Annotated in this window: 18 protein-coding genes; 11 read left to right on the top strand and 7 right to left on the bottom strand. The window is 58.4% G+C overall.

Going from position 1 to position 17,503, the window contains the following annotated elements:
* Positions 1 to 1,599, bottom strand: a complete 1,599-nt coding sequence (glgA, locus tag GE543_RS02505) for a glycogen synthase GlgA (protein WP_153220518.1) — start codon at positions 1,597 to 1,599, stop codon at positions 1 to 3.
* Positions 1,600 to 2,215: 616 nt separating this feature from the next.
* On the opposite strand from glgA, the gene GE543_RS02500 reads away from it, so the two are divergent.
* Positions 2,216 to 2,707, top strand: coding sequence for a GNAT family N-acetyltransferase (locus GE543_RS02500; protein ID WP_032703004.1), 492 nt, complete (start codon positions 2,216 to 2,218; stop codon positions 2,705 to 2,707).
* Positions 2,708 to 2,868: 161 nt separating this feature from the next.
* Here the strand turns inward: GE543_RS02500 and GE543_RS02495 are convergent, their stop codons facing one another.
* Positions 2,869 to 3,042: a DUF6026 family protein gene (locus GE543_RS02495; protein WP_032698693.1), complete on the bottom strand. Its 174-nt coding sequence runs from the start codon at positions 3,040 to 3,042 to the stop codon at positions 2,869 to 2,871.
* Positions 3,043 to 3,305: 263 nt separating this feature from the next.
* On the opposite strand from GE543_RS02495, the gene gnd reads away from it, so the two are divergent.
* Genes gnd through GE543_RS02475 form a run of 4 tightly spaced genes read left to right on the top strand, consistent with a single transcriptional unit; the run spans position 3,306 to position 8,534 of the window.
* The gene (gene gnd, locus GE543_RS02490) at positions 3,306 to 4,331 is read left to right on the top strand and encodes a phosphogluconate dehydrogenase (NAD(+)-dependent, decarboxylating) (RefSeq protein ID WP_323178387.1); all 1,026 of its coding nucleotides are present in this window, start codon (positions 3,306 to 3,308) and stop codon (positions 4,329 to 4,331) included.
* Positions 4,331 to 5,863, top strand: a complete 1,533-nt coding sequence (gene zwf, locus GE543_RS02485; RefSeq protein WP_046269701.1) for a glucose-6-phosphate dehydrogenase — start codon at positions 4,331 to 4,333, stop codon at positions 5,861 to 5,863. The genes gnd and zwf overlap by 1 nt, the downstream gene beginning before the upstream one ends.
* Positions 5,856 to 6,665 carry an HAD family hydrolase gene (locus tag GE543_RS02480; protein ID WP_103695641.1) on the top strand — a complete coding sequence of 270 codons (810 nt, stop codon included), beginning with the start codon at positions 5,856 to 5,858 and terminating at the stop codon, positions 6,663 to 6,665. Before zwf ends, GE543_RS02480 begins: the two co-directional genes overlap by 8 nt.
* A gap of 51 nt (positions 6,666 to 6,716) precedes the next feature.
* Entirely contained in the window at positions 6,717 to 8,534 is a 1,818-nt protein-coding gene (locus GE543_RS02475) for a glycoside hydrolase family 15 protein (protein WP_153220516.1), read from the top strand.
* Here GE543_RS02475 and alkB read toward each other — a convergent pair whose 3' ends face one another.
* Genes alkB through GE543_RS02460 form a run of 3 tightly spaced genes read right to left on the bottom strand, consistent with a single transcriptional unit; the run spans position 8,535 to position 9,748 of the window.
* Positions 8,535 to 9,221 (bottom strand): DNA oxidative demethylase AlkB, encoded by a 687-nt coding sequence (gene alkB / locus GE543_RS02470; RefSeq protein ID WP_153220514.1) that lies wholly within the window; start codon positions 9,219 to 9,221, stop codon positions 8,535 to 8,537.
* 24 nt (positions 9,222 to 9,245) lie between these two features.
* The gene (locus GE543_RS02465) at positions 9,246 to 9,428 is read right to left on the bottom strand and encodes a hypothetical protein (RefSeq protein ID WP_003364465.1); all 183 of its coding nucleotides are present in this window, start codon (positions 9,426 to 9,428) and stop codon (positions 9,246 to 9,248) included.
* A gap of 14 nt (positions 9,429 to 9,442) precedes the next feature.
* The gene (locus GE543_RS02460) at positions 9,443 to 9,748 is read right to left on the bottom strand and encodes a DUF1883 domain-containing protein (RefSeq protein ID WP_003315318.1); all 306 of its coding nucleotides are present in this window, start codon (positions 9,746 to 9,748) and stop codon (positions 9,443 to 9,445) included.
* A gap of 167 nt (positions 9,749 to 9,915) precedes the next feature.
* Here GE543_RS02460 and GE543_RS02455 point away from each other — a divergent pair, with 167 nt between their 5' ends.
* On the top strand, positions 9,916 to 10,269 hold the full coding sequence (locus GE543_RS02455) for a hypothetical protein (protein ID WP_003411257.1): 354 nt from the start codon (positions 9,916 to 9,918) through the stop codon (positions 10,267 to 10,269).
* 55 nt (positions 10,270 to 10,324) lie between these two features.
* Here the strand turns inward: GE543_RS02455 and GE543_RS02450 are convergent, their stop codons facing one another.
* The gene (locus GE543_RS02450; RefSeq protein ID WP_003400694.1) at positions 10,325 to 10,606 is read right to left on the bottom strand and encodes a hypothetical protein; all 282 of its coding nucleotides are present in this window, start codon (positions 10,604 to 10,606) and stop codon (positions 10,325 to 10,327) included.
* Positions 10,607 to 10,978: 372 nt separating this feature from the next.
* Here GE543_RS02450 and galU point away from each other — a divergent pair, with 372 nt between their 5' ends.
* The 3 genes from galU to GE543_RS02435 all read left to right on the top strand — a co-directional run bounded on the left by galU (position 10,979) and on the right by GE543_RS02435 (position 14,646).
* Entirely contained in the window at positions 10,979 to 11,818 is an 840-nt protein-coding gene (gene galU / locus GE543_RS02445; RefSeq protein WP_046235283.1) for a UTP--glucose-1-phosphate uridylyltransferase GalU, read from the top strand.
* 102 nt (positions 11,819 to 11,920) lie between these two features.
* Positions 11,921 to 13,279 (top strand): glutathione-disulfide reductase, encoded by a 1,359-nt coding sequence (gorA, locus tag GE543_RS02440; protein ID WP_153220512.1) that lies wholly within the window; start codon positions 11,921 to 11,923, stop codon positions 13,277 to 13,279.
* A gap of 92 nt (positions 13,280 to 13,371) precedes the next feature.
* Complete coding sequence (locus GE543_RS02435) at positions 13,372 to 14,646, top strand: PAS domain-containing sensor histidine kinase (RefSeq protein WP_153220764.1); 1,275 nt, start codon at positions 13,372 to 13,374, stop codon at positions 14,644 to 14,646.
* A 9-nt stretch (positions 14,647 to 14,655) separates the two neighbouring features.
* Here GE543_RS02435 and GE543_RS02430 read toward each other — a convergent pair whose 3' ends face one another.
* Positions 14,656 to 15,666 carry a DNA-binding protein gene (locus GE543_RS02430; RefSeq protein ID WP_153220510.1) on the bottom strand — a complete coding sequence of 337 codons (1,011 nt, stop codon included), beginning with the start codon at positions 15,664 to 15,666 and terminating at the stop codon, positions 14,656 to 14,658.
* Positions 15,667 to 15,844: 178 nt separating this feature from the next.
* Here GE543_RS02430 and GE543_RS02425 point away from each other — a divergent pair, with 178 nt between their 5' ends.
* Together GE543_RS02425 and ahpC are read left to right on the top strand one after the other, a co-directional pair.
* Positions 15,845 to 16,807, top strand: coding sequence for a site-specific integrase (locus GE543_RS02425; protein WP_153220508.1), 963 nt, complete (start codon positions 15,845 to 15,847; stop codon positions 16,805 to 16,807).
* Between the two features lie 110 nt (positions 16,808 to 16,917).
* Entirely contained in the window at positions 16,918 to 17,481 is a 564-nt protein-coding gene (ahpC, locus tag GE543_RS02420; protein ID WP_002553298.1) for an alkyl hydroperoxide reductase subunit C, read from the top strand.
* Positions 17,482 to 17,503: the final 22 nt, after the last annotated feature.

Below are 17,503 nucleotides of genomic sequence, written 5' to 3'. Positions count from 1 at the left end.
CTAGTAGTTGCTGGAAATACTCACGTTTTTCTTCAACAGATCGCGATAGAGATCTGCGTAGGGCTCTACCGCCTGATGCCAGTTGAAGGGAGCCGCCATTGCGCGGCAGCGCATGGCGTTGAGCAGCTCCGGATGGGCGAAGACCTGGAAGGTGCGATTCAGGGCCTCGGTGTAGCTTTCGACTGTCGACTCGTTGAACAGGAAGCCGGTAACGCCGTCTTCGATCGTATCTGCCAGGCCACCGGTATTGCGGGCGACAGGCAGCGAGCCGAAGCGTTGCGCGTACATCTGGCTCAGCCCGCAAGGTTCATAGCGGGACGGCATCAACAGAAAATCGCTGCCGGCGAACATGCGTCGTGCATCTGTTTCGTTGAAGCCGATGCGCACGCCGATGCGGCCTGGGAAACGTTCCGCCAACTCGCGCATGGCCTGTTCTTCCTCGGGCTCGCCGCGGCCGATGATTGCGATCTGTCCGCCATTGTTGACGATGTGTTCGGCAACGCCGATCGTCAGGTCCAGGCCTTTCTGATACACAAGGCGCGACACCACCGCGAACAGCGGCCCGGTGGAAGCATCCAGCTCGAACAGTTCACGCACGTAGTCAGCGTTGATTTCCTTGCGCGTCCACTCGTTGGGCGCAAAGTGGCAAATCAAGTGTTCGTCAGTGGCCGCATCCCAGCTTTCGTCAATGCCGTTGGGGATGCCGCTGAGCTGGCCCTTGTTGGCCTTGCTTTGCAGAAAGCCCTCAAGGCCGCAGCCGAACTCCGGCGTGGTGATTTCCCGAGCGTAGGTGGCGCTGACGGTGGTGATGTGGCTGGCGAAGGCCATGCCTGCCTTGATGAACGACAGCTGACCGTAGAACTCCATGCCTTCAGGGGTAATGGCGGAGTCCGGGATGCCCAGCTCACGGCTTGAGGCAGTGCTGACCGTGCCCTGATAGGCGAGGTTGTGAACAGTGAAGATGCTTGGCGTGGACTGCCCGCGCCAGCGCATGTATGCAGGCGCCAGCCCGGCTGGCCAGTCATGGGCATGAACCAGCTCGGGGCACCACTGGCTCTTGACTTCGCCAGCGGCGAACTCGGCGGCTGCCAGGCCCAGACGGGCGAAGCGAATATGGTTATCGGACCAGTCGCGGCCATTACTGTCGGCGTAAGGGGTGCCTTCGCGCTCGTAAAGTTCCGGGCAGATCAGTACGTAGATCACCAGACCGTCTTTCATGTCCATGCGACCCACCTTGCAAGGCGGCAGCGCTGCATGCCCGCCCAGCTGGCTGATGATATGGATCGGATTACCGCTGTTGATGACCTGCGGATAACCTGGAATCAGTACGCGAACGTCGTGCAGGTGGCGCATGGCTCGCGGCAGTGCGGCAGACACATCGCCCAGCCCGCCGGTTTTCACCAGATCGGCCAGTTCGGAGGTCACGAACAACACTTTGCGTCTATTGACCTGAGACATGGTCGGCTGAGGCTGAACAGTCGACGTTGGCATTTGCAGCACAGGAACGCTCTTGTTAGAGAACATCGGCAGATGAGTCAGCTCGCCGACAGGCTGGTTAAAACTCTCTCCCTTCTGGGTTTTCACAGCGGCGCTAATCATCAATTTTTCCCCTTAAAACAGTCTTGGTGCATCACTTGATTTTTATTGGCCATTTCCTATGGCCGGGTACACATACGTGCACTACGCAAGATCGATACCCGTTTGGACCATGCATAGTGACAAAGCGGTGTGATGTCGCCATTACCGGATGTCAGCCAATAGCATAGATGCTCTAATCAGCTGACCCGGCGGTTTTGGAGAAGTTTCGACTTTTTTATTTGCGGATGTCTGGCATGGGCTTCGACGCGCCACATGATGACAGGCTGCAGGTGGCAGCCCGGTTGTCGCTGCGCTTTTTCAAGGCTTTTTTCTGCGTCCGCAGGGAGCATTACCGGCCGTCGGATCGTTGGACAATCCAGTCCAGGCGCTTGGTTTTCATCACTAAATCCCGTTGGTACCAGATCGTGACGAGCCGTAACGGTGCATAACGCCTTTTCCGGAGGCGTGCAGCGGTCAATCTGCGGGCGCTACGAGAAAATCCTTACATCTGCGTTGGAACATTTTGGCGCAGGGCAGGATAGAATCGGGCCACAAGCCCCGGCCTTGATACTGGCCTGAGGCATTACCCTTTGACTGATTTCACTGAATCACTCTGATTGAATTGACGAGGATGGAAATGGAAGCCCCCGAGGTACTGGTACTGCAAGCGAGTTACACCAATCCTGTGCATGCAGACGCGATAGGGTTTGTTTTGAATGAGTATTCGATGGATGCCATGGGGACAGGGCGGCCTCTGTCGAGCGATACCCGTCAGCAGTTGGCAATCGAACTCGCAAAGCGTCCGTATGCGTTCAGCGTGCTGGCATTCATCTCGGGAGAGCCGGTAGGACTGGTCAATTGCTTCGAGGGGTTTTCAACCTTTGCCTGTCGTCCGTTGGTCAATATTCATGACGTCGCAGTGCTCTCGCAACACCGTGGCCTCGGTATCAGCCAGAAAATGCTGCTCAAGGTCGAAGAGATTGCGCGCCAGCGTGGCTGCTGCAAGCTGACGCTTGAGGTTCTGGAGGGCAACGAGGTTGCACAAGGGGCCTACAGAAAGCTCGGTTTTGACAATTATCAGTTGAGCCCTGAAATGGGGCGTGCCATGTTCTGGCAGAAGCCGCTGTAGAGGACCTGTTCGCCAAACGTCTTTTTTGATCGTTCAGGTGCAAGCCGGGCTGAGCGGACGACGGAACAGATGGCGGGATCAGCAGAGGGGGGGCAGGTCAGGTGGGCAAGCCGGATTATCGGTCTTGCCCTGAGGCGTTTTGAAGAATGATACAGTTGCGGTCAGGCCTGAAGCATCTTACCGGGGGCGGATAACTGCGATTGCTGCAGTATCGAGCTCAAATGAGCCACTTTTTTCTGCAACTGCTCGCGCTCTTCTTTTAATGTGCGCAGTTCGTCACGACGGATAGTGACATACAGGGTTTGTGGTGCAAGTGCTGGTAGTACAGTGCCCATTGCTCACCTCGCAAATGGCGGATTCAACCTCAGAGAGGTCCGTGGCAATGACTTTCAATCCCTGACCGCCGCTGCTTACCCTCTCTATCGGCACCGATTCTGATTTCTTTTGCATGATTTTGGAACTTTTTTATTTTTAATTGTCGCGAATGTCTCTTAATCGCGACAAAATGCACCACAGGAGGGCGCTCGCGTCTTCATCTTCTCGCAAGGGAACCGACGTTCCGCCTCGCTTGACTAAACAGCATGCTCGCAAACCGTCGATGCGCTGGACGGCAATCGAGGCACCTTTTTACGATTTAAGGAGCACCTTCATGCAACTTGGGATTATTGGACTGGGCCGCATGGGCGGCAACATCGCACGCCGTCTGATGCTGAATGGTCATACGACTGTGGTGTACGACCGTGATGAAGCATCGCGCAACGCCCTGGCCAATGACGGTTCGACTGCGGTCGCAGATCTGAAGGAACTGGTCAGCACGCTCGCCAAGCCCCGTGCTGTCTGGGTAATGCTCCCGGCCGGTGCGCCGACCGAAGACACCATCCAGACCCTCAGTGAGTTGCTTGACGCCGATGACGTGATCATCGACGGCGGTAATACGTTCTACAAGGACGATATCCGTCGCGCCCAGGAACTGACCGCGAAGGGCCTGCATTATGTCGATGTCGGCACGTCAGGCGGCGTCTGGGGCCTCGAGCGCGGCTACTGCATGATGATCGGAGGCGAGGCCGCCGTTGTCGAGCGCCTCGATCCGCTGTTCGCGACACTGGCTCCGGGTCTTGGCTCGATCGAGCGCACCCGTGACCGCACCTCGACCGACGATCGCGCCGAACGTGGCTATATCCACTCCGGCCCTGCGGGCTCCGGGCATTTCGTGAAGATGATCCATAACGGCATCGAATACGGAATGATGCAGGCCTTCGCCGAGGGCTTCGATCTTCTCAAGCAGAAAAACTCCGAACTCCTGCCGCCTGAACAGCGTTTCGACCTGAACACGGCGGATATTGCCGAAGTCTGGCGTCGTGGCAGTGTGGTGTCGTCCTGGCTGCTGGACCTGACCGCCGACGCCCTGGCCACCGACCCGCACCTGGATGCGTTCTCCGGTTCGGTTGCCGACAGCGGCGAAGGTCGCTGGACCATCGAAGCGGCCATCGAGCAGGCGGTACCGGTTCCTGTGCTGTCCAGCGCCCTCTTTGCGCGTTTCCGTTCCCGCCAGACAAGCTCGTATGCAGACAAGATGCTGTCCGCCATGCGCTTTGGATTTGGTGGCCACAAGGAACCCAAGTAATGGGCCTGTCGCGTGGCAGTGCCGAGCAAAAAACCGAGGTAGCCCCATCCACGACCCTGTTTCTGTTCGGTGCCCATGGAGACCTGGTCAAGCGCCTGTTGATGCCGGCGCTTTACAACCTGTCACGCGACGGTCTGGTGGATGAAGGGCTGCATATCGTCGGCGTCGATCACAATGCGATCAGCGATGCCGACTTTGCGAAAAAGCTCGAGAACTTCATTCGTGATGAAGCCGCCGGCAAGGTTGCCGGCGGCGGCAAGGATCCGCTCGATCCTGCGCTGTGGAGCAAGCTGGCCGAGCGCATCAGTTATGTGCAGGGCGACTTCCTCGACGATTCCACCTATCAGGACATCGCCAGCAAGATCGAGAGCACCGGTACCGCAAACGCGGTGTTCTATCTGGCCACCGCGCCGCGATTTTTCAGTGAGGTCGCCCAGCGGCTGGGCTCGTCAGGTTTGTTGCAGGAAACCGAAGACGGCTTCCGTCGTGTCGTGATCGAGAAGCCGTTCGGCTCCGATCTGGCCAGTGCGGTGGAGCTCAATGGCTGTCTGCTGAAAGTCATGAGCGAGAAGCAGATTTACCGGATCGACCATTACCTGGGCAAGGAGACGGTGCAGAACATCCTGGTCAGCCGTTTCTCCAATGGCCTGTTCGAGTCGTTCTGGAACAATCACTACATCGATCACGTACAGATCACGGCGGCGGAAACCGTAGGCGTGGAAACCCGTGGCAGCTTTTACGAGCATACCGGTGCCTTGCGCGACATGGTCCCCAACCACCTGTTCCAGCTGCTGGCGATGGTGGCGATGGAGCCGCCTGCCGCTTTCGGTGCTGATGCCGTTCGCGGTGAGAAAGCCAAGGTGGTCGGCGCGATCCGGCCCTGGAGCCAGGAGGAAGCCCTGGCCAATTCGGTGCGTGGCCAGTATGCGAAGGGCGTGATGGGCGACAAGGAGGTCGTCGGTTATCGCCAGGAAGATCGCGTGGAGCCGGACAGCAGCACCGAGACCTACGTTGCGCTGAAGGTCATGGTCGACAACTGGCGCTGGGTGGGGGTGCCTTTCTACTTGCGCACCGGTAAGCGCATGAGCGCTCGCAGCACAGAAATCGCCATCTGCTTCAAGCCTGCTCCTTACGCACAGTTTCGCGATACCGAAGTCGACCGGCTCAAGCCCAACTACCTGCGGATCCAGATCCAGCCCAACGAAGGCATGTGGTTCGACCTGTTTGCCAAGCGTCCGGGCCCGAAACTGGAAATGGAAGATATCGCGTTGGGCTTCGCCTACAAGGACTTCTTCGAGATGCAGCCCTCCACCGGGTACGAAACCCTCATTTATGACTGCCTGACCGGTGATCAGACGCTCTTCCAGCGGGCCGACAACATCGAGAACGGCTGGCGTGCCGTGCAGCCGTTCCTCGACGCCTGGGCCGCACAGCCGGAAGTTCAGCTTTACGAGGCTGGCAAGGATGGCCCGCAAGCGGGTGAAGAGCTGCTGAGTCGTGACGGTCGGGAATGGAGAGAATTGAATGTCTGAACTGCCTGTACAGTTCCTGTTGTCCGACATCGACGGCACGTTACTGCGCCGTGATCACAGCCTTAGCCAAGCCAATATCGACGCCATCAAGCGCCTGCGTACTGCCGGCGTCCACTTCACGCTGGCCAGCAGTCGCCCGCCCAGGGCCATGCGCCAGGTGATCGAGGCGCTGGATGTCGACCTGCCCACCGTGGCATTCAATGGCGGCACCATCACTCATCCCGATGGCAGCCTGCTGGTGGCTCATCGCATTGACCCGCGCGCCGTTCGTATCTGTCTGGAGCTGTTTGCCGGGCAGAACGTTGCCATCTGGGTGTTTGCCGATGATCAGTGGTTGCTGATCGATCCCGACGCCGATTACGTCGATCATGAGCTCGATGCACTGGGCTATGACTATGTTCAGGTCGAGAGTTTCGAGCCGTATCTGGATCGCGTCGACAAGATCGTCGCGGCCAGCGGTGATTTCGAGTTGCTCAAGACCCTTGAGGCGCAGCTCAATCCGCAGATCGAAGGGCTCGCGCTGGCGGCCCGTTCGCAAAAGTACTATCTGGATGTGACTGCGCTGGAGGCCAACAAGGGTTCCGCTCTGGTCGCGCTGGCGGACTATCTGGGCGTCGACCTGTCGCGTACGGCGGCCATAGGCGACGGCGGTAACGACGTGGCAATGTTCCACAAGGCCGGCTTGTCCATCGCCATGGGGCAGGGCGAGCAGACAGTCAAGGGACAGGCTGACCATGTTACTGATAGCAATGAGCAGGACGGAGTGGCCAACGCCATCGAGCGTTACATCCTGAATGCCTGATCGAGCTGCATACCCACGTTAACGAATCATCATCACGACGGGCATTTCTGAATGGCTGCACTGATCGAAGACTACGCATTGCTGGGCAACTGCGAGACGGCGGCGCTGGTCGCCCGTGATGGTTCGCTGGACTGGCTGTGTTTCCCTCGCTTCGACTCGACGGCCTGTTTCGCCGCGCTGCTGGGCGGTGATGAGCACGGCCGCTGGAAGATCGCGCCAACTGCCGAGGTTATCGCGGTCGAGCGCCGCTATCGCGACGGCACCCTGATTCTCGAAACGGTTTTCGAAACCCGTGACGGTCGCGCCATGCTGGTCGATTTCATGCCCATGAAGACCTCCGGCCACGTGGTGCGCATGGTGGTCGGGCTGTCCGGTCAGGTCGAATTCGCTGTGGACCTCGCCATCCGTTTCGATTACGGCAGCAGTGTGCCTTGGGTCGAGCGAAAGGATGCTCATACGCTGACGGCAGTGGCCGGGCCGGAAATGCTGGTTTTGCGCAGCCCTGTGGCGCTGCACCCACAGGATCATCACACCGCCAGCCGTTTTCACGTCGATGAAGGCGAGCGCAAGGTCTTCACGCTGGCCTATCAGGCATCCTTTGCACCCTTGCTCGACCAGATCGATGCCGATCGGGCCTTGGAGACCACCGCAGCCTATTGGCGCGAATTTTCTGATCGCTGCCCTGACGTCGGGCCGTGGACGGCGCAGGTAAAGCGCTCGCTGATTACGCTCAAAGCCATGACCTACGCGCCCACCGGCGGCATCGTCGCCGCCGTGACCACCTCATTGCCCGAGCAGTTGGGCGGCGAGCGCAATTGGGATTACCGCTATTGCTGGCTGCGCGACGCCACCATGACCCTTCTGGCATTCATGAATCTGGGCTATTTCGAGGAAGCCCAGGCCTGGCGGGACTGGCTGTTGCGCTCGGTTGCCGGTAACCCGGAACAGATCCAGATCATGTACGGCGTTGGCGGCGAGCGGCGTTTGCAGGAGTACGAGCTGCCCTGGCTGAGTGGCTACGAGAACTCGCTTCCGGTGCGTGTCGGCAATGGTGCGGCGACGCAGGTTCAGCTGGACGTCTACGGCGAAGTGGCCGATGCGCTGATCCAGGCGCTGCGCGGCGGTATGGCTCAGCATCCGCGCAGCGTGGCGATTTCCAAGGTGGTCATGCCTTATCTGGAGAGGATCTGGCACCTGCCGGATGCGGGCATCTGGGAGATACGCTCCGAGCCGCGCCACTTTACGCATTCGAAAGTCATGGCCTGGGTGGCCTTTGACCGTAACGCCACGCAGATTGCCCAGGCTGCCGAGAGCGATGAGGATCGTGCGCTGGCAGTGCACTATCGGAAAGTGGCGGACGAAATCCATGCCGATGTCTGTCGCCACGGTTTTGATGCCGAGCTTGGCAGCTTCGTGCAGACTTATGGCTCGACAGAGGTGGACGCCAGCCTGCTGCAGATTGTGCTGACCGGTTTTCTTGCGCCGGAAGACCCGCGAGTTATCGGTACCGTAGCGCAGATCGAGCGCACGCTGATGCAGGATGGTCTGCTGCTGCGCTACGACAACGAGCGCAGTGTTGATGGCGTTGCCGGTCGTGAAGGGACGTTTCTGGTCTGTTCGTTCTGGCTGGCCGATGCCTATGTCTTGCTGGGCCGGGCCGATGATGCCGCGCGGCTGTTCGAACGGTTGGTGGGGCTGTGCAATGACGTTGGCCTGCTGGCCGAGCAGTACGATCCGAAGGGCGGGCGCATGCTGGGCAATTTCCCGCAGGCATTCAGCCACATCGGCATCATCAATACGGCGCTCAACCTGCACCGGGCGGTATGTCCGGCGCTGGCCAGGACTTCCGGCGCGCTTGAAGAGGCCTGATCAGCTGTCGCGGCCAGCCTTGCGAAAGGTCAGGTTGATCCGTTGCTCACCCAGTTTCGGATGCTCGGCTTGCTTGATGGGCAAAATGCCGTGGAAGCGCAACCTGTCCTCGCCACCCCAGACCACCACGTCGCCATGAAACAGGGAGATGCGCTGGGTCTTGTCGCTGCGTAGCAGGCCGCCGAACTGAAAGATCGCCGGTATGCCCAGTGATACCGACACCACTGGCCAGCGATGGTCGTGTTCGTTTCGGTCCTGATGCAGGGACATCTTGGCGCCCGGGATATAGCGGTTGATCAGACAGGCGTCAGGCACGAACCCGACATAGCCGGCTGCGAGTGCGGCGTCCTGCGCCAGTTGCATGAAGGCATCCGGCATCGCCGGCCAGGCCTGTCCTGTTTGTGGGTCGGTTGCGCTGTACCGGTAACCGTGACGATCGGTTATCCAGCCCAGTTGTCCGCAACTGCTCAGCGCTGCAGACATGCTCAGCCCGCTGGGCGTCTGCATGTGCCGGAACGGGGAAAGGCCCAGTGTTTGTTCAAGGGCGGACAGCAGCTGCGCCATGGTGCTCAGCGCAAAGCCTCTGAACAGCCATGACCCAGGCCCGATCCGCTCATCGCTTCGAGGCTGGGCCGTCTGGTCTGCGAACAGGTCCAGCGTGGCGGGAGTGTCACCTTTGCGTTGCATGATCGGATCGAGCTCCGGTGAGTATCAGAGAGCCTTGCTGACCTTGACGTCGGTGATAAGGTCGTCGCTCTCGCCGTGCATTTTCTTCAAGGCGGCCTCGGCTTCCTCGGTGGATGCCGATTGCAATTGGGCGAATTCGAAGCGGCGTTCGCCATTGAGCTTGTAGCTGACAGCAAATTTGGTCGTGCGCGGGGCTGGATTGTTCACGGTGACTCCTTGCATCATCCCAGGCGAGTGGTCGAGCGCCGGACGATCTTGATCTTGTGAGTGAAAGGCAGTTTGCGTCCGGCGTTGGTATCTGCCTTGCGGCCTGCGGTATCGATGGTGATGTTCCAGAAACCGGTGCTTGGTGCGGCGATCTTGGCCGGAAATCTGTCAAACGCGCCGCCATGATAGGTGTGCCGACCACCATTTTTGAAGCTGCGAAAATTCGCATCGTTCATCAGGCGAATATTGCAGGTCTGAGAGCACTCGATGACGACAAGGTCGTCCTCGTTGAGATGCTCACGCTGGTGTACGAATTTCATGACGGGCTCCGAAATGGGGGTTTTTCTGAAAAATCAAAACGATAGCATGCGACGCCCGCAATTTGACGTCGGTGAACATTAATTTGCCGTGTTTCCGGGAAAAAATGCCTCAGTCGGGATTTAATTGCGCTGGGGCTTGTCGTAGGACCTTTATTTGGAGGCTTTGTATGAAACTGGCTGCTGTAGTAGTCCTGGCTCTGGCAATGACTGGCTGTGCCACAGTGAACGACATTGAGCATACACCCCCCACCATGAACGTGATGTCGGGCAAGAATCCTCAGGAATACGCCGATTGCTTCGCTGGCAAGATCAGCAGCAGTCGCAAGCCGCCTCTGATCGAGCCTCGCCATGACGGCCTGCGGGTCATCGTCGCGCAGAAACTCAGCAAGTCACCTGCGGCAGTGGTCGATATCGAGAGCCGTTCGGGCGGTAGTACGATCAAGGTCTACGAACGACTTTCCAATGTGCCTATTCGTTTCAGGGATGTGCAGAACGCTGCCGAAGCGTGCATTTCAGGCTGATAGGTCAGGCTCGGTCAGCTGGCCCTGCCCGTGGCGGGCAGGGCGGCAGGCCTGATTATTTGCAGACCACCAGCACGCTGCGACTTTTGTAGTTGCCAACGTCCACGCCCAGCGTCTTGTCGCTTTCGGCAGGCTGTGGGGTGCCATCTGTACCGACAATTTCATAGCCTGTGCCTGCACAGGACGCATCCGCTTTTTCGTAGCAGCTTGCCCAGGACATCGCCTCGCCGGAGCAGTCGATGCTCAAGCCCTGTTTGCCGTTTTTCAGGTAGGTATTGGAGGCGGTTGCGCAGCCGGTAAGGCCCAGCACAGCAATAATGGACAAAATTCTGATCATGTTTTTCGCTTCGAGATAAGGCCAGGGAATTAACAAATGCGAGCGTTGGACTGATAACGGGTGCCATCGTTCCGCCATGTTTTGCATCATAAACTGCCTGCCTCCCGCTTGTCGCTGCCTGCCATTGGCGAAGCGTGGTGTAACTGCCGCCGCCGTCGAGAAACGGCATTGAGGTCCGGCTGCGCTGGTCGTGAGGGTGTTTTGACGGTGTCCTGCGCTGCATTTATATACAGGCAATATCCAGAAAGTGCGGAACTATCTGTACGAGTATTCCTCTATGATGGCATCGGACGGCCAAAGGCAGCATTGTAAGGTGCCTGCCTCATCATTAGACTGCGCCGTTAACACCAACAGCCCTTACCAAGGACTTTTATGATCAAGAAATGCTTGTTCCCAGCAGCCGGTTACGGCACTCGCTTCCTGCCAGCGACCAAGGCCATGCCCAAGGAAATGCTGCCGGTGGTCAACAAGCCACTGATCCAATACGGTGTTGAGGAAGCCCTCGCTGCAGGCCTGACCGAAATTTCCATCGTGACCGGTCGTGGCAAGCGCGCTCTTGAAGACCACTTTGACATCAGCTACGAACTCGAGCACCAGATCAAGGGTACTGACAAGGAAAAGTACCTGGTCGGTATTCGCAAGCTGATCGACGAATGCAGCTTCTCGTACACTCGTCAGACCGAAATGAAGGGTCTGGGCCACGCCATCCTCAGCGGTCGCCCGCTGATCGGCAACGAAGCGTTCGCCGTGGTTCTGGCCGATGACCTGTGCGTCAATCCTGATGGTGATGGCGTGCTGGCGCAGATGGTCAAGCTGCACAAGCATTATGGCTGCTCGATCATCGCCATCCAGGAAGTCGATCCGCAGGAAACCAACAAGTACGGCGTGATCGCTGGCGAAGAGATCAAGCCGGGCCTGTTCCGCGTGACCAACATGGTTGAAAAGCCGAAGCCTGAAGATGCGCCGTCGAACCTGGCGATCATCGGCCGCTACATCCTGACCCCGGACATTTTCGAGAAAATCGAACAGACCGAGCCGGGCAAGGGTGGTGAGATTCAGATCACCGACGCCTTGATGAAGCAGGCTGCAGAAGGCAACGTGCTTGCCTATAAATTCAAGGGCACGCGTTTCGACTGCGGTGGCGCTGAAGGCTATATCGAGGCGACAAACTTCTGCTTCGAGCATTTCTACAAAACCGGCAAAGCGCATTGATCTCTGATTGATGACGTCCGGGACAAAGCCACCTTCGGGTGGCTTTGTCATTTCTGACTGGCCGCCAAGCGGCTATGCTGTGCCTCTGCCAAGGAGATATCGATGGTCTTTGATTTTGATCTGTTTGTAATTGGCGCCGGCTCGGGCGGCGTCAGGGCGGCGCGTTTTGCTGCCGGTTTCGGCGCGAAGGTCGCTGTGGCCGAGAGCCGCTATCTGGGTGGAACCTGCGTCAACGTCGGGTGCGTGCCCAAGAAGCTGTTGGTGTACGGAGCGCATTTTTCCGAGGATTTCGATCACGCCAAAGGATTTGGCTGGTCATTGGGCGAGGCCAGTTTTGACTGGTCCACGCTGATTGCCAACAAGGACAGTGAGATCAGCCGCCTCAACGGCATCTATCGTAAATTGCTGGTCGACAGCGGCGTTACCCTGCTCGAAGGCCACGCAAAGATCGTCGGGCCGCAGCAGGTCGAAATCAACGGCCAGACCTACAGCGTTGAGCGCATTCTGATCGCCACCGGTGGCTGGCCGCAGGTGCCTGATGTGCCAGGACGCGAGCATGCCATTACGTCCAACGAGGCGTTTCATCTCAAGACGCTGCCAAAGCGCGTAGTGGTCGTGGGCGGTGGCTATATTGCCGTGGAGTTCGCTTCGATCTTCAACGGCCTGGGCGCCGACACCACGCTGGTCTACCGCCGCGAACTGTTTCTGCGTGGGTTTGATGGCGGTGTTCGTACCCATCTTCACGAAGAGCTGCTCAAGCGCGACATGACGATTCGCTTCAACAGCGATATCGAGCGCATCGACAAGCAGGCCGATGGCAGTCTGCTGTTGTCCATGAAGGGCGGCGGCACGCTCGAGACCGATTGCGTGTTCTATGCAACAGGGCGTCGGCCGATGCTCGACAACCTCGGTCTGGACAGTGTCGACGTCAAGCTGGACGAGCACGGTTACATCAAGGTCGATGAGCATTACCAGAGCAGCGAGCCTTCCATCCTGGCCATCGGCGACGTCATCGGAGGTGTGCAACTGACCCCGGTCGCGCTGGCTGAAGGCATGGCGGTCGCGCGCCGACTGTTCAAACCCGAGCAGTATCGCCCGGTAGACTACAATCACATCCCGACGGCGGTATTCAGTCTGCCGAACATTGGTACGGTCGGTCTGACCGAAGAAGATGCAATCAAGGCCGGTCACGATGTGCAGATTTTCGAGAGTCGTTTCAGGCCGATGAAGCTGACCCTGACCGATGATCAGGAGCGCACATTGATGAAGTTGGTCGTCGATGTGAAAACTGACCGCGTGCTGGGCTGCCATATGGTCGGGCCGGATGCTGGCGAAATCGTCCAGAGCCTGGCCATTGCCATCAAGGCTGGCGCGACCAAGCAGGTATTTGACGATACTATTGGGGTACACCCGACCGCGGCAGAAGAGTTCGTCACCATGCGTACGCCTGTCAAACGTTAAGTCACGCAGCACCCGGAGTTCAGGAAGAGCTCCGGGGTAAAGGCTTGAAGAGGATGGATCCCGACGTGAATAGAGAACAACCACCGGCCAGAATGCCATTGCATTCGGCTGAGCAGGACCGCGAAGTCGCGCAGTACATTGATGCCTTGCGTGAAAGCGAGCGTCAGTTCAGAACACTGGCTGACAACATGAGCCAATTGGCCTGGACTGCCAGCCCCCGAGGGCAGGTCCACTGGTACAACGAGCGTTGGCATGCGTATACCGGCGCCTCGCTTGAGGCCATGACGGCCTTGGGTTGGCGCTCGGTTCTGCATCCCGAACATCGCGAGCGCGTGATGGCGCGTTTGCAATACTGCTTTTCCACCGGCTCGATCTGGGAAGATACCTTCCCGATACGTGGCAAGGACGGCGCGTTCAACTGGTTCCTGTCGCGCGCGCTACCCCTGCGCGATGCACGGGGCCACATCACCCACTGGCTGGGTACTCACACCGATATCACCGCCCAGGTCAATGCAGAAGAAGCGTTACGCGAACTCAACGAGAGTCTTGAGTTGCGCGTCGTCGAGCGCACGCGCGAGCTGAAAACCACCAATGAGTTGTTGCAGGCCGAAATTGCCGAGCGGGCGATGGCTGAAGAGGTCTTGCGTCACGCGCAAAAAATGGATGCGATCGGTCAGTTGACCGGGGGCATCGCCCATGACTTCAACAATGTACTTTCCGGCGTGATTGGCGCACTGGACATGATCAGGCTGCGTGTGGAAGCCGGGCGGATCGGTGAGGTCGAGCGCTACCTGGATGCCGCAGCAAGCTCGGCAAATCGGGCTGCTGCACTGACCCGCAGGCTGCTGACATTTGCCCGCCGGCAGTCGCTCAACGTCACCGTGGTGGATGTCAATTGCATGGTCCGCTCGATGGAAGAGTTGTTGCGAGGTACGGTCGGCGCCCATGCGCATCTGCACATCGAACTGGAGGAGGGGTTGAGTGCGGTACGCACTGATGAGCATCAGCTGGAAAATGCCTTGTTGAATCTGGTCATCAACGCTCGCGACGCTGTACCTGTCGGAGGGAGGCTGTGCGTGCGCAGCCGCTCGCTAACGCTGGCGACGCAGAAAGACGGTCTGCTGCCTGGCGACTATGTACTGCTGAGTGTCGAAGATAATGGCTGCGGCATTGCTCAGGACGTTATCGATCAGGTATTCGATCCGTTTTTCACCACCAAACCGGTAGGTCAGGGAACAGGGTTGGGTTTGTCGATGGTCTATGGCTTTACCCGGCAGACTGGTGGGCACGTGCGTATAGACAGCACTGAAGGTCAGGGGACGCGGGTTGATCTGCATCTGCCGTGCGGCGAGGCCGCGCTTGCCTGAGGCTTCTGGTCATGGCTTGTCTGATGGCTTCTTCTTGGCGGTTTTGGGTTTGTCCGGCTGATCGAGTCTGATCTGCAGGTTTTCCAGTGCTGCTTCCTTCTTGGTCAGCAACAGTTCCAGCATGCGGCTCTGTTGCTGCGCATTGATCATGCCTTGTTTGAGCGCGGCGTTTTCGTCCTGCGCGCTGCGTAACCTTTCTTCCAGCAGTGCGCATTGGGTGTGGGTCTGCTGCTGTTGGTCTGCGAAGGCGACATTCTGTGTATTGGCTTGCTTCAGCTGGTCGGTCTGGCTATGCAGTTCGCGCAGGGTGGTGCGATTTTCAGCCAGCAGTCTTTCGTTGTCTCGATTGAGCTGTGTGATATTTTCCTGGTGGATGGCCAGGCCTTGCTGTGCCTGTCGCAGTTCCATTTGCAACTGCTGAACCTGGCTTTCGTGGCGTCGTTGCTCCTGCTCGCGTTGTTCTCTGATCGAGTTGCGATAGTGCTCCAGCGCTTCGCGGGCATGCTGATGCTTTTCTTCCAGGGAGTGGATCTGCCCGTCCTTGTCGTGCAGACGAGCCTCCAGGTCCTGATGGGCCTGAAGCAATCGGGCGCGTTCTGTCTGCACATCCTGCAGTGTGCCTTGCGTATGGAGCAGGGCGGCAGCCTGCTTTTCCAGCGCCTCTTCACGCTGCCGTGCGTGTTTTTCCAGTTGGCCGATCTGCTCCTGAGTCGCCGCAAGTTGCCGCTGAAGAATGTCGCGCTCGGCCTGATGCTGATCGTGCGCCTGATCAATACGTTCCTGTGCCTGCTCCTGAAGCCTCTGGGCCAGATGAGCCACCAGATCGCTCAACTCCTCGTTGATATCCGGCGCCGGGGCTTGCGTGGATTCGAGCTCCTTCAGATAGCGGTGAATGGTGGTTTTCGACCCCGTATTACCCATTTCGATACGTACCGCATCGATGCTCGGGTTTTCGCCTCGGGACAGCAGGGACGCCCTTGCTTTCTGCACTAATGCCTTGTTTACACCGCCGCGGGCCATGCTGTCTCCTACGATTTCGTACTGTGGTATGTACTCTGTAATTACATACTATATGTTTTGAAATAATTAGCTATTTTTTGAATTAATTAACACGGGATATTGGCGTATTATCCCGTGTCAGGCGCTGTCAGGTCCCTATGCAGCGCCTTTACCGGTACACCCCGAGCAGGTTTGAGCCATGAACGACGACGTTGATCGCTATATTGAGGCGGCGACCCGCGACAACACGCGCCGCAGCTATCGGGCCGCCATCGAGCATTTCGAGGTGACCTGGGGCGGGTTTCTGCCGGCGACCAGCGAAAGCGTGGCGCGTTATCTGGCCAGCCATGCCGGGACGCTGTCGGTGAATACCTTGAAGCTGCGTTTGTCAGCGCTGGCCCAGTGGCATGTCAGCCAGGGTTTTGTCGATCCCACCAAGGCACCGATGGTGCGCAAGGTCATCAAGGGCATTCGCGCGCTGCACCCGGCGCAGGAAAAGCAGGCCGAGCCTTTGCAGCTGCAGGATCTGGAAAAAGTCATCGCCTGGCTGGAGATCGAAATACGCGAAGCGAGTGCACAACACGATCAGCCGCGTCTGTTGCGCGGCCGACGTGATTCGGCGCTGATCCTGCTGGGGTTCTGGCGCGGGTTTCGCAGCGACGAGCTTTGCCGCCTGCAGGTACAGGACGTCAAGGCCATCGCCAACTCGGGAATCAGCCTTTATCTGCCACGCAGCAAAGGCGATCGCGACAACCTGGGCCGCACCTACCAGACACCGGCCTTGCAGCGGCTGTGCCCGGTGCAGGCCTATATAGAGTGGATCAACTGTGCTGCGCTGATACGCGGTCCGGTCTTTCGGGCAGTGGACCGCTGGGGTAACCTTAAAGAGGAGGGGCTGCACGCCAACAGCGTCATCCCGTTGCTGCGTCAGGCGCTCCAGCGTGCAGGCATCGCCGCCGAGCGCTACACCAGCCACTCGCTGCGTCGCGGTTTTGCAAGCTGGGCGCACAGCAACGGCTGGGACCTCAAGTCACTGATGTCTTATGTAGGCTGGAGGGACATCAAGTCGGCGATGCGCTACATTGATGCCGCTCCGTTCCTGAGCCCATCGGAGGCTGGGAGCGATCCGAAGGTTTCTTCTATCGATAAGCTGCCTTCATAGTGAAAAGCAATCAGTGACATCAGGTTTGCCAATGAGCGATTGTCATCGATCATGCGTAAGCTTCACTTCATCGAATTCACAACCCATCCAACCCATCAGGAGATATACCGATGCCTATCATCAACAGCCAGGTAAAACCGTTCAAGGCTACCGCATTCAAGAACGGCGCTTTCGTTGACGTCTCGGACGCTGACTTCAAAGGCAAGTGGTCTGTCGTATTCTTCTACCCGGCCGACTTCACCTTCGTATGCCCGACCGAGCTGGAAGACCTGGCTGACAACTACGAAGAGTTCAAGAAGCTGGGCGTTGAAATCTACAGCGTTTCTACTGACACCCACTTCGCCCACGCTGCATGGCACAACACCTCGCCAGCGATCGGCAAGATCCAGTACACCATGATCGGTGACCCGACCCTGACCATCTCCCGCAACTTCGACGTGCTGATCGAAGAAGCCGGTCTGGCGGATCGCGGTACTTTCGTGATCAATCCTGAAGGTCAGATCAAAATCGTCGAGCTGAACGACGGCGGTGTTGGCCGTGACGCTTCCGAGCTGCTGCGCAAGATCAAGGCTGCTCAGTACGTTGCCGCTCACCCGGGCGAAGTCTGCCCAGCCAAGTGGAAAGAAGGCGAAGCTACTCTGGCTCCGTCCCTGGACCTGGTTGGCAAGATCTGAGTCGCATGAATCGGCTGGGGGC

This window comes from Pseudomonas sp. SZ57, assembly GCF_009495975.1.
Classification (GTDB): domain Bacteria; phylum Pseudomonadota; class Gammaproteobacteria; order Pseudomonadales; family Pseudomonadaceae; genus Aquipseudomonas; species Aquipseudomonas syringae.
Note: the sequence above shows the minus strand (reverse complement) of the source record. Positions and strands in the feature narration are given on the sequence as shown.

Bases quoted from the DNA above. Each gene is read 5' to 3' on its own strand.
- glgA (WP_153220518.1), bottom strand. From the start codon at position 1,599: ATGATTAGCGCCGCTGTGAAAACCCAGAAGGGAGAGAGTTTTAACCAG.
- GE543_RS02500 (WP_032703004.1), top strand. From the start codon at position 2,216: ATGGAAGCCCCCGAGGTACTGGTACTGCAAGCGAGTTACACCAATCCT.
- GE543_RS02495 (WP_032698693.1), bottom strand. From the start codon at position 3,042: ATGGGCACTGTACTACCAGCACTTGCACCACAAACCCTGTATGTCACT.
- gnd (WP_323178387.1), top strand. From the start codon at position 3,306: ATGCGCTGGACGGCAATCGAGGCACCTTTTTACGATTTAAGGAGCACC.
- zwf (WP_046269701.1), top strand. From the start codon at position 4,331: ATGGGCCTGTCGCGTGGCAGTGCCGAGCAAAAAACCGAGGTAGCCCCA.
- GE543_RS02480 (WP_103695641.1), top strand. From the start codon at position 5,856: ATGTCTGAACTGCCTGTACAGTTCCTGTTGTCCGACATCGACGGCACG.
- GE543_RS02475 (WP_153220516.1), top strand. From the start codon at position 6,717: ATGGCTGCACTGATCGAAGACTACGCATTGCTGGGCAACTGCGAGACG.
- alkB (WP_153220514.1), bottom strand. From the start codon at position 9,221: ATGCAACGCAAAGGTGACACTCCCGCCACGCTGGACCTGTTCGCAGAC.
- GE543_RS02460 (WP_003315318.1), bottom strand. From the start codon at position 9,748: ATGAAATTCGTACACCAGCGTGAGCATCTCAACGAGGACGACCTTGTC.
- GE543_RS02455 (WP_003411257.1), top strand. From the start codon at position 9,916: ATGAAACTGGCTGCTGTAGTAGTCCTGGCTCTGGCAATGACTGGCTGT.
- GE543_RS02450 (WP_003400694.1), bottom strand. From the start codon at position 10,606: ATGATCAGAATTTTGTCCATTATTGCTGTGCTGGGCCTTACCGGCTGC.
- galU (WP_046235283.1), top strand. From the start codon at position 10,979: ATGATCAAGAAATGCTTGTTCCCAGCAGCCGGTTACGGCACTCGCTTC.
- gorA (WP_153220512.1), top strand. From the start codon at position 11,921: ATGGTCTTTGATTTTGATCTGTTTGTAATTGGCGCCGGCTCGGGCGGC.
- GE543_RS02435 (WP_153220764.1), top strand. From the start codon at position 13,372: ATGCCATTGCATTCGGCTGAGCAGGACCGCGAAGTCGCGCAGTACATT.
- GE543_RS02430 (WP_153220510.1), bottom strand. From the start codon at position 15,666: ATGGCCCGCGGCGGTGTAAACAAGGCATTAGTGCAGAAAGCAAGGGCG.
- GE543_RS02425 (WP_153220508.1), top strand. From the start codon at position 15,845: ATGAACGACGACGTTGATCGCTATATTGAGGCGGCGACCCGCGACAAC.
- ahpC (WP_002553298.1), top strand. From the start codon at position 16,918: ATGCCTATCATCAACAGCCAGGTAAAACCGTTCAAGGCTACCGCATTC.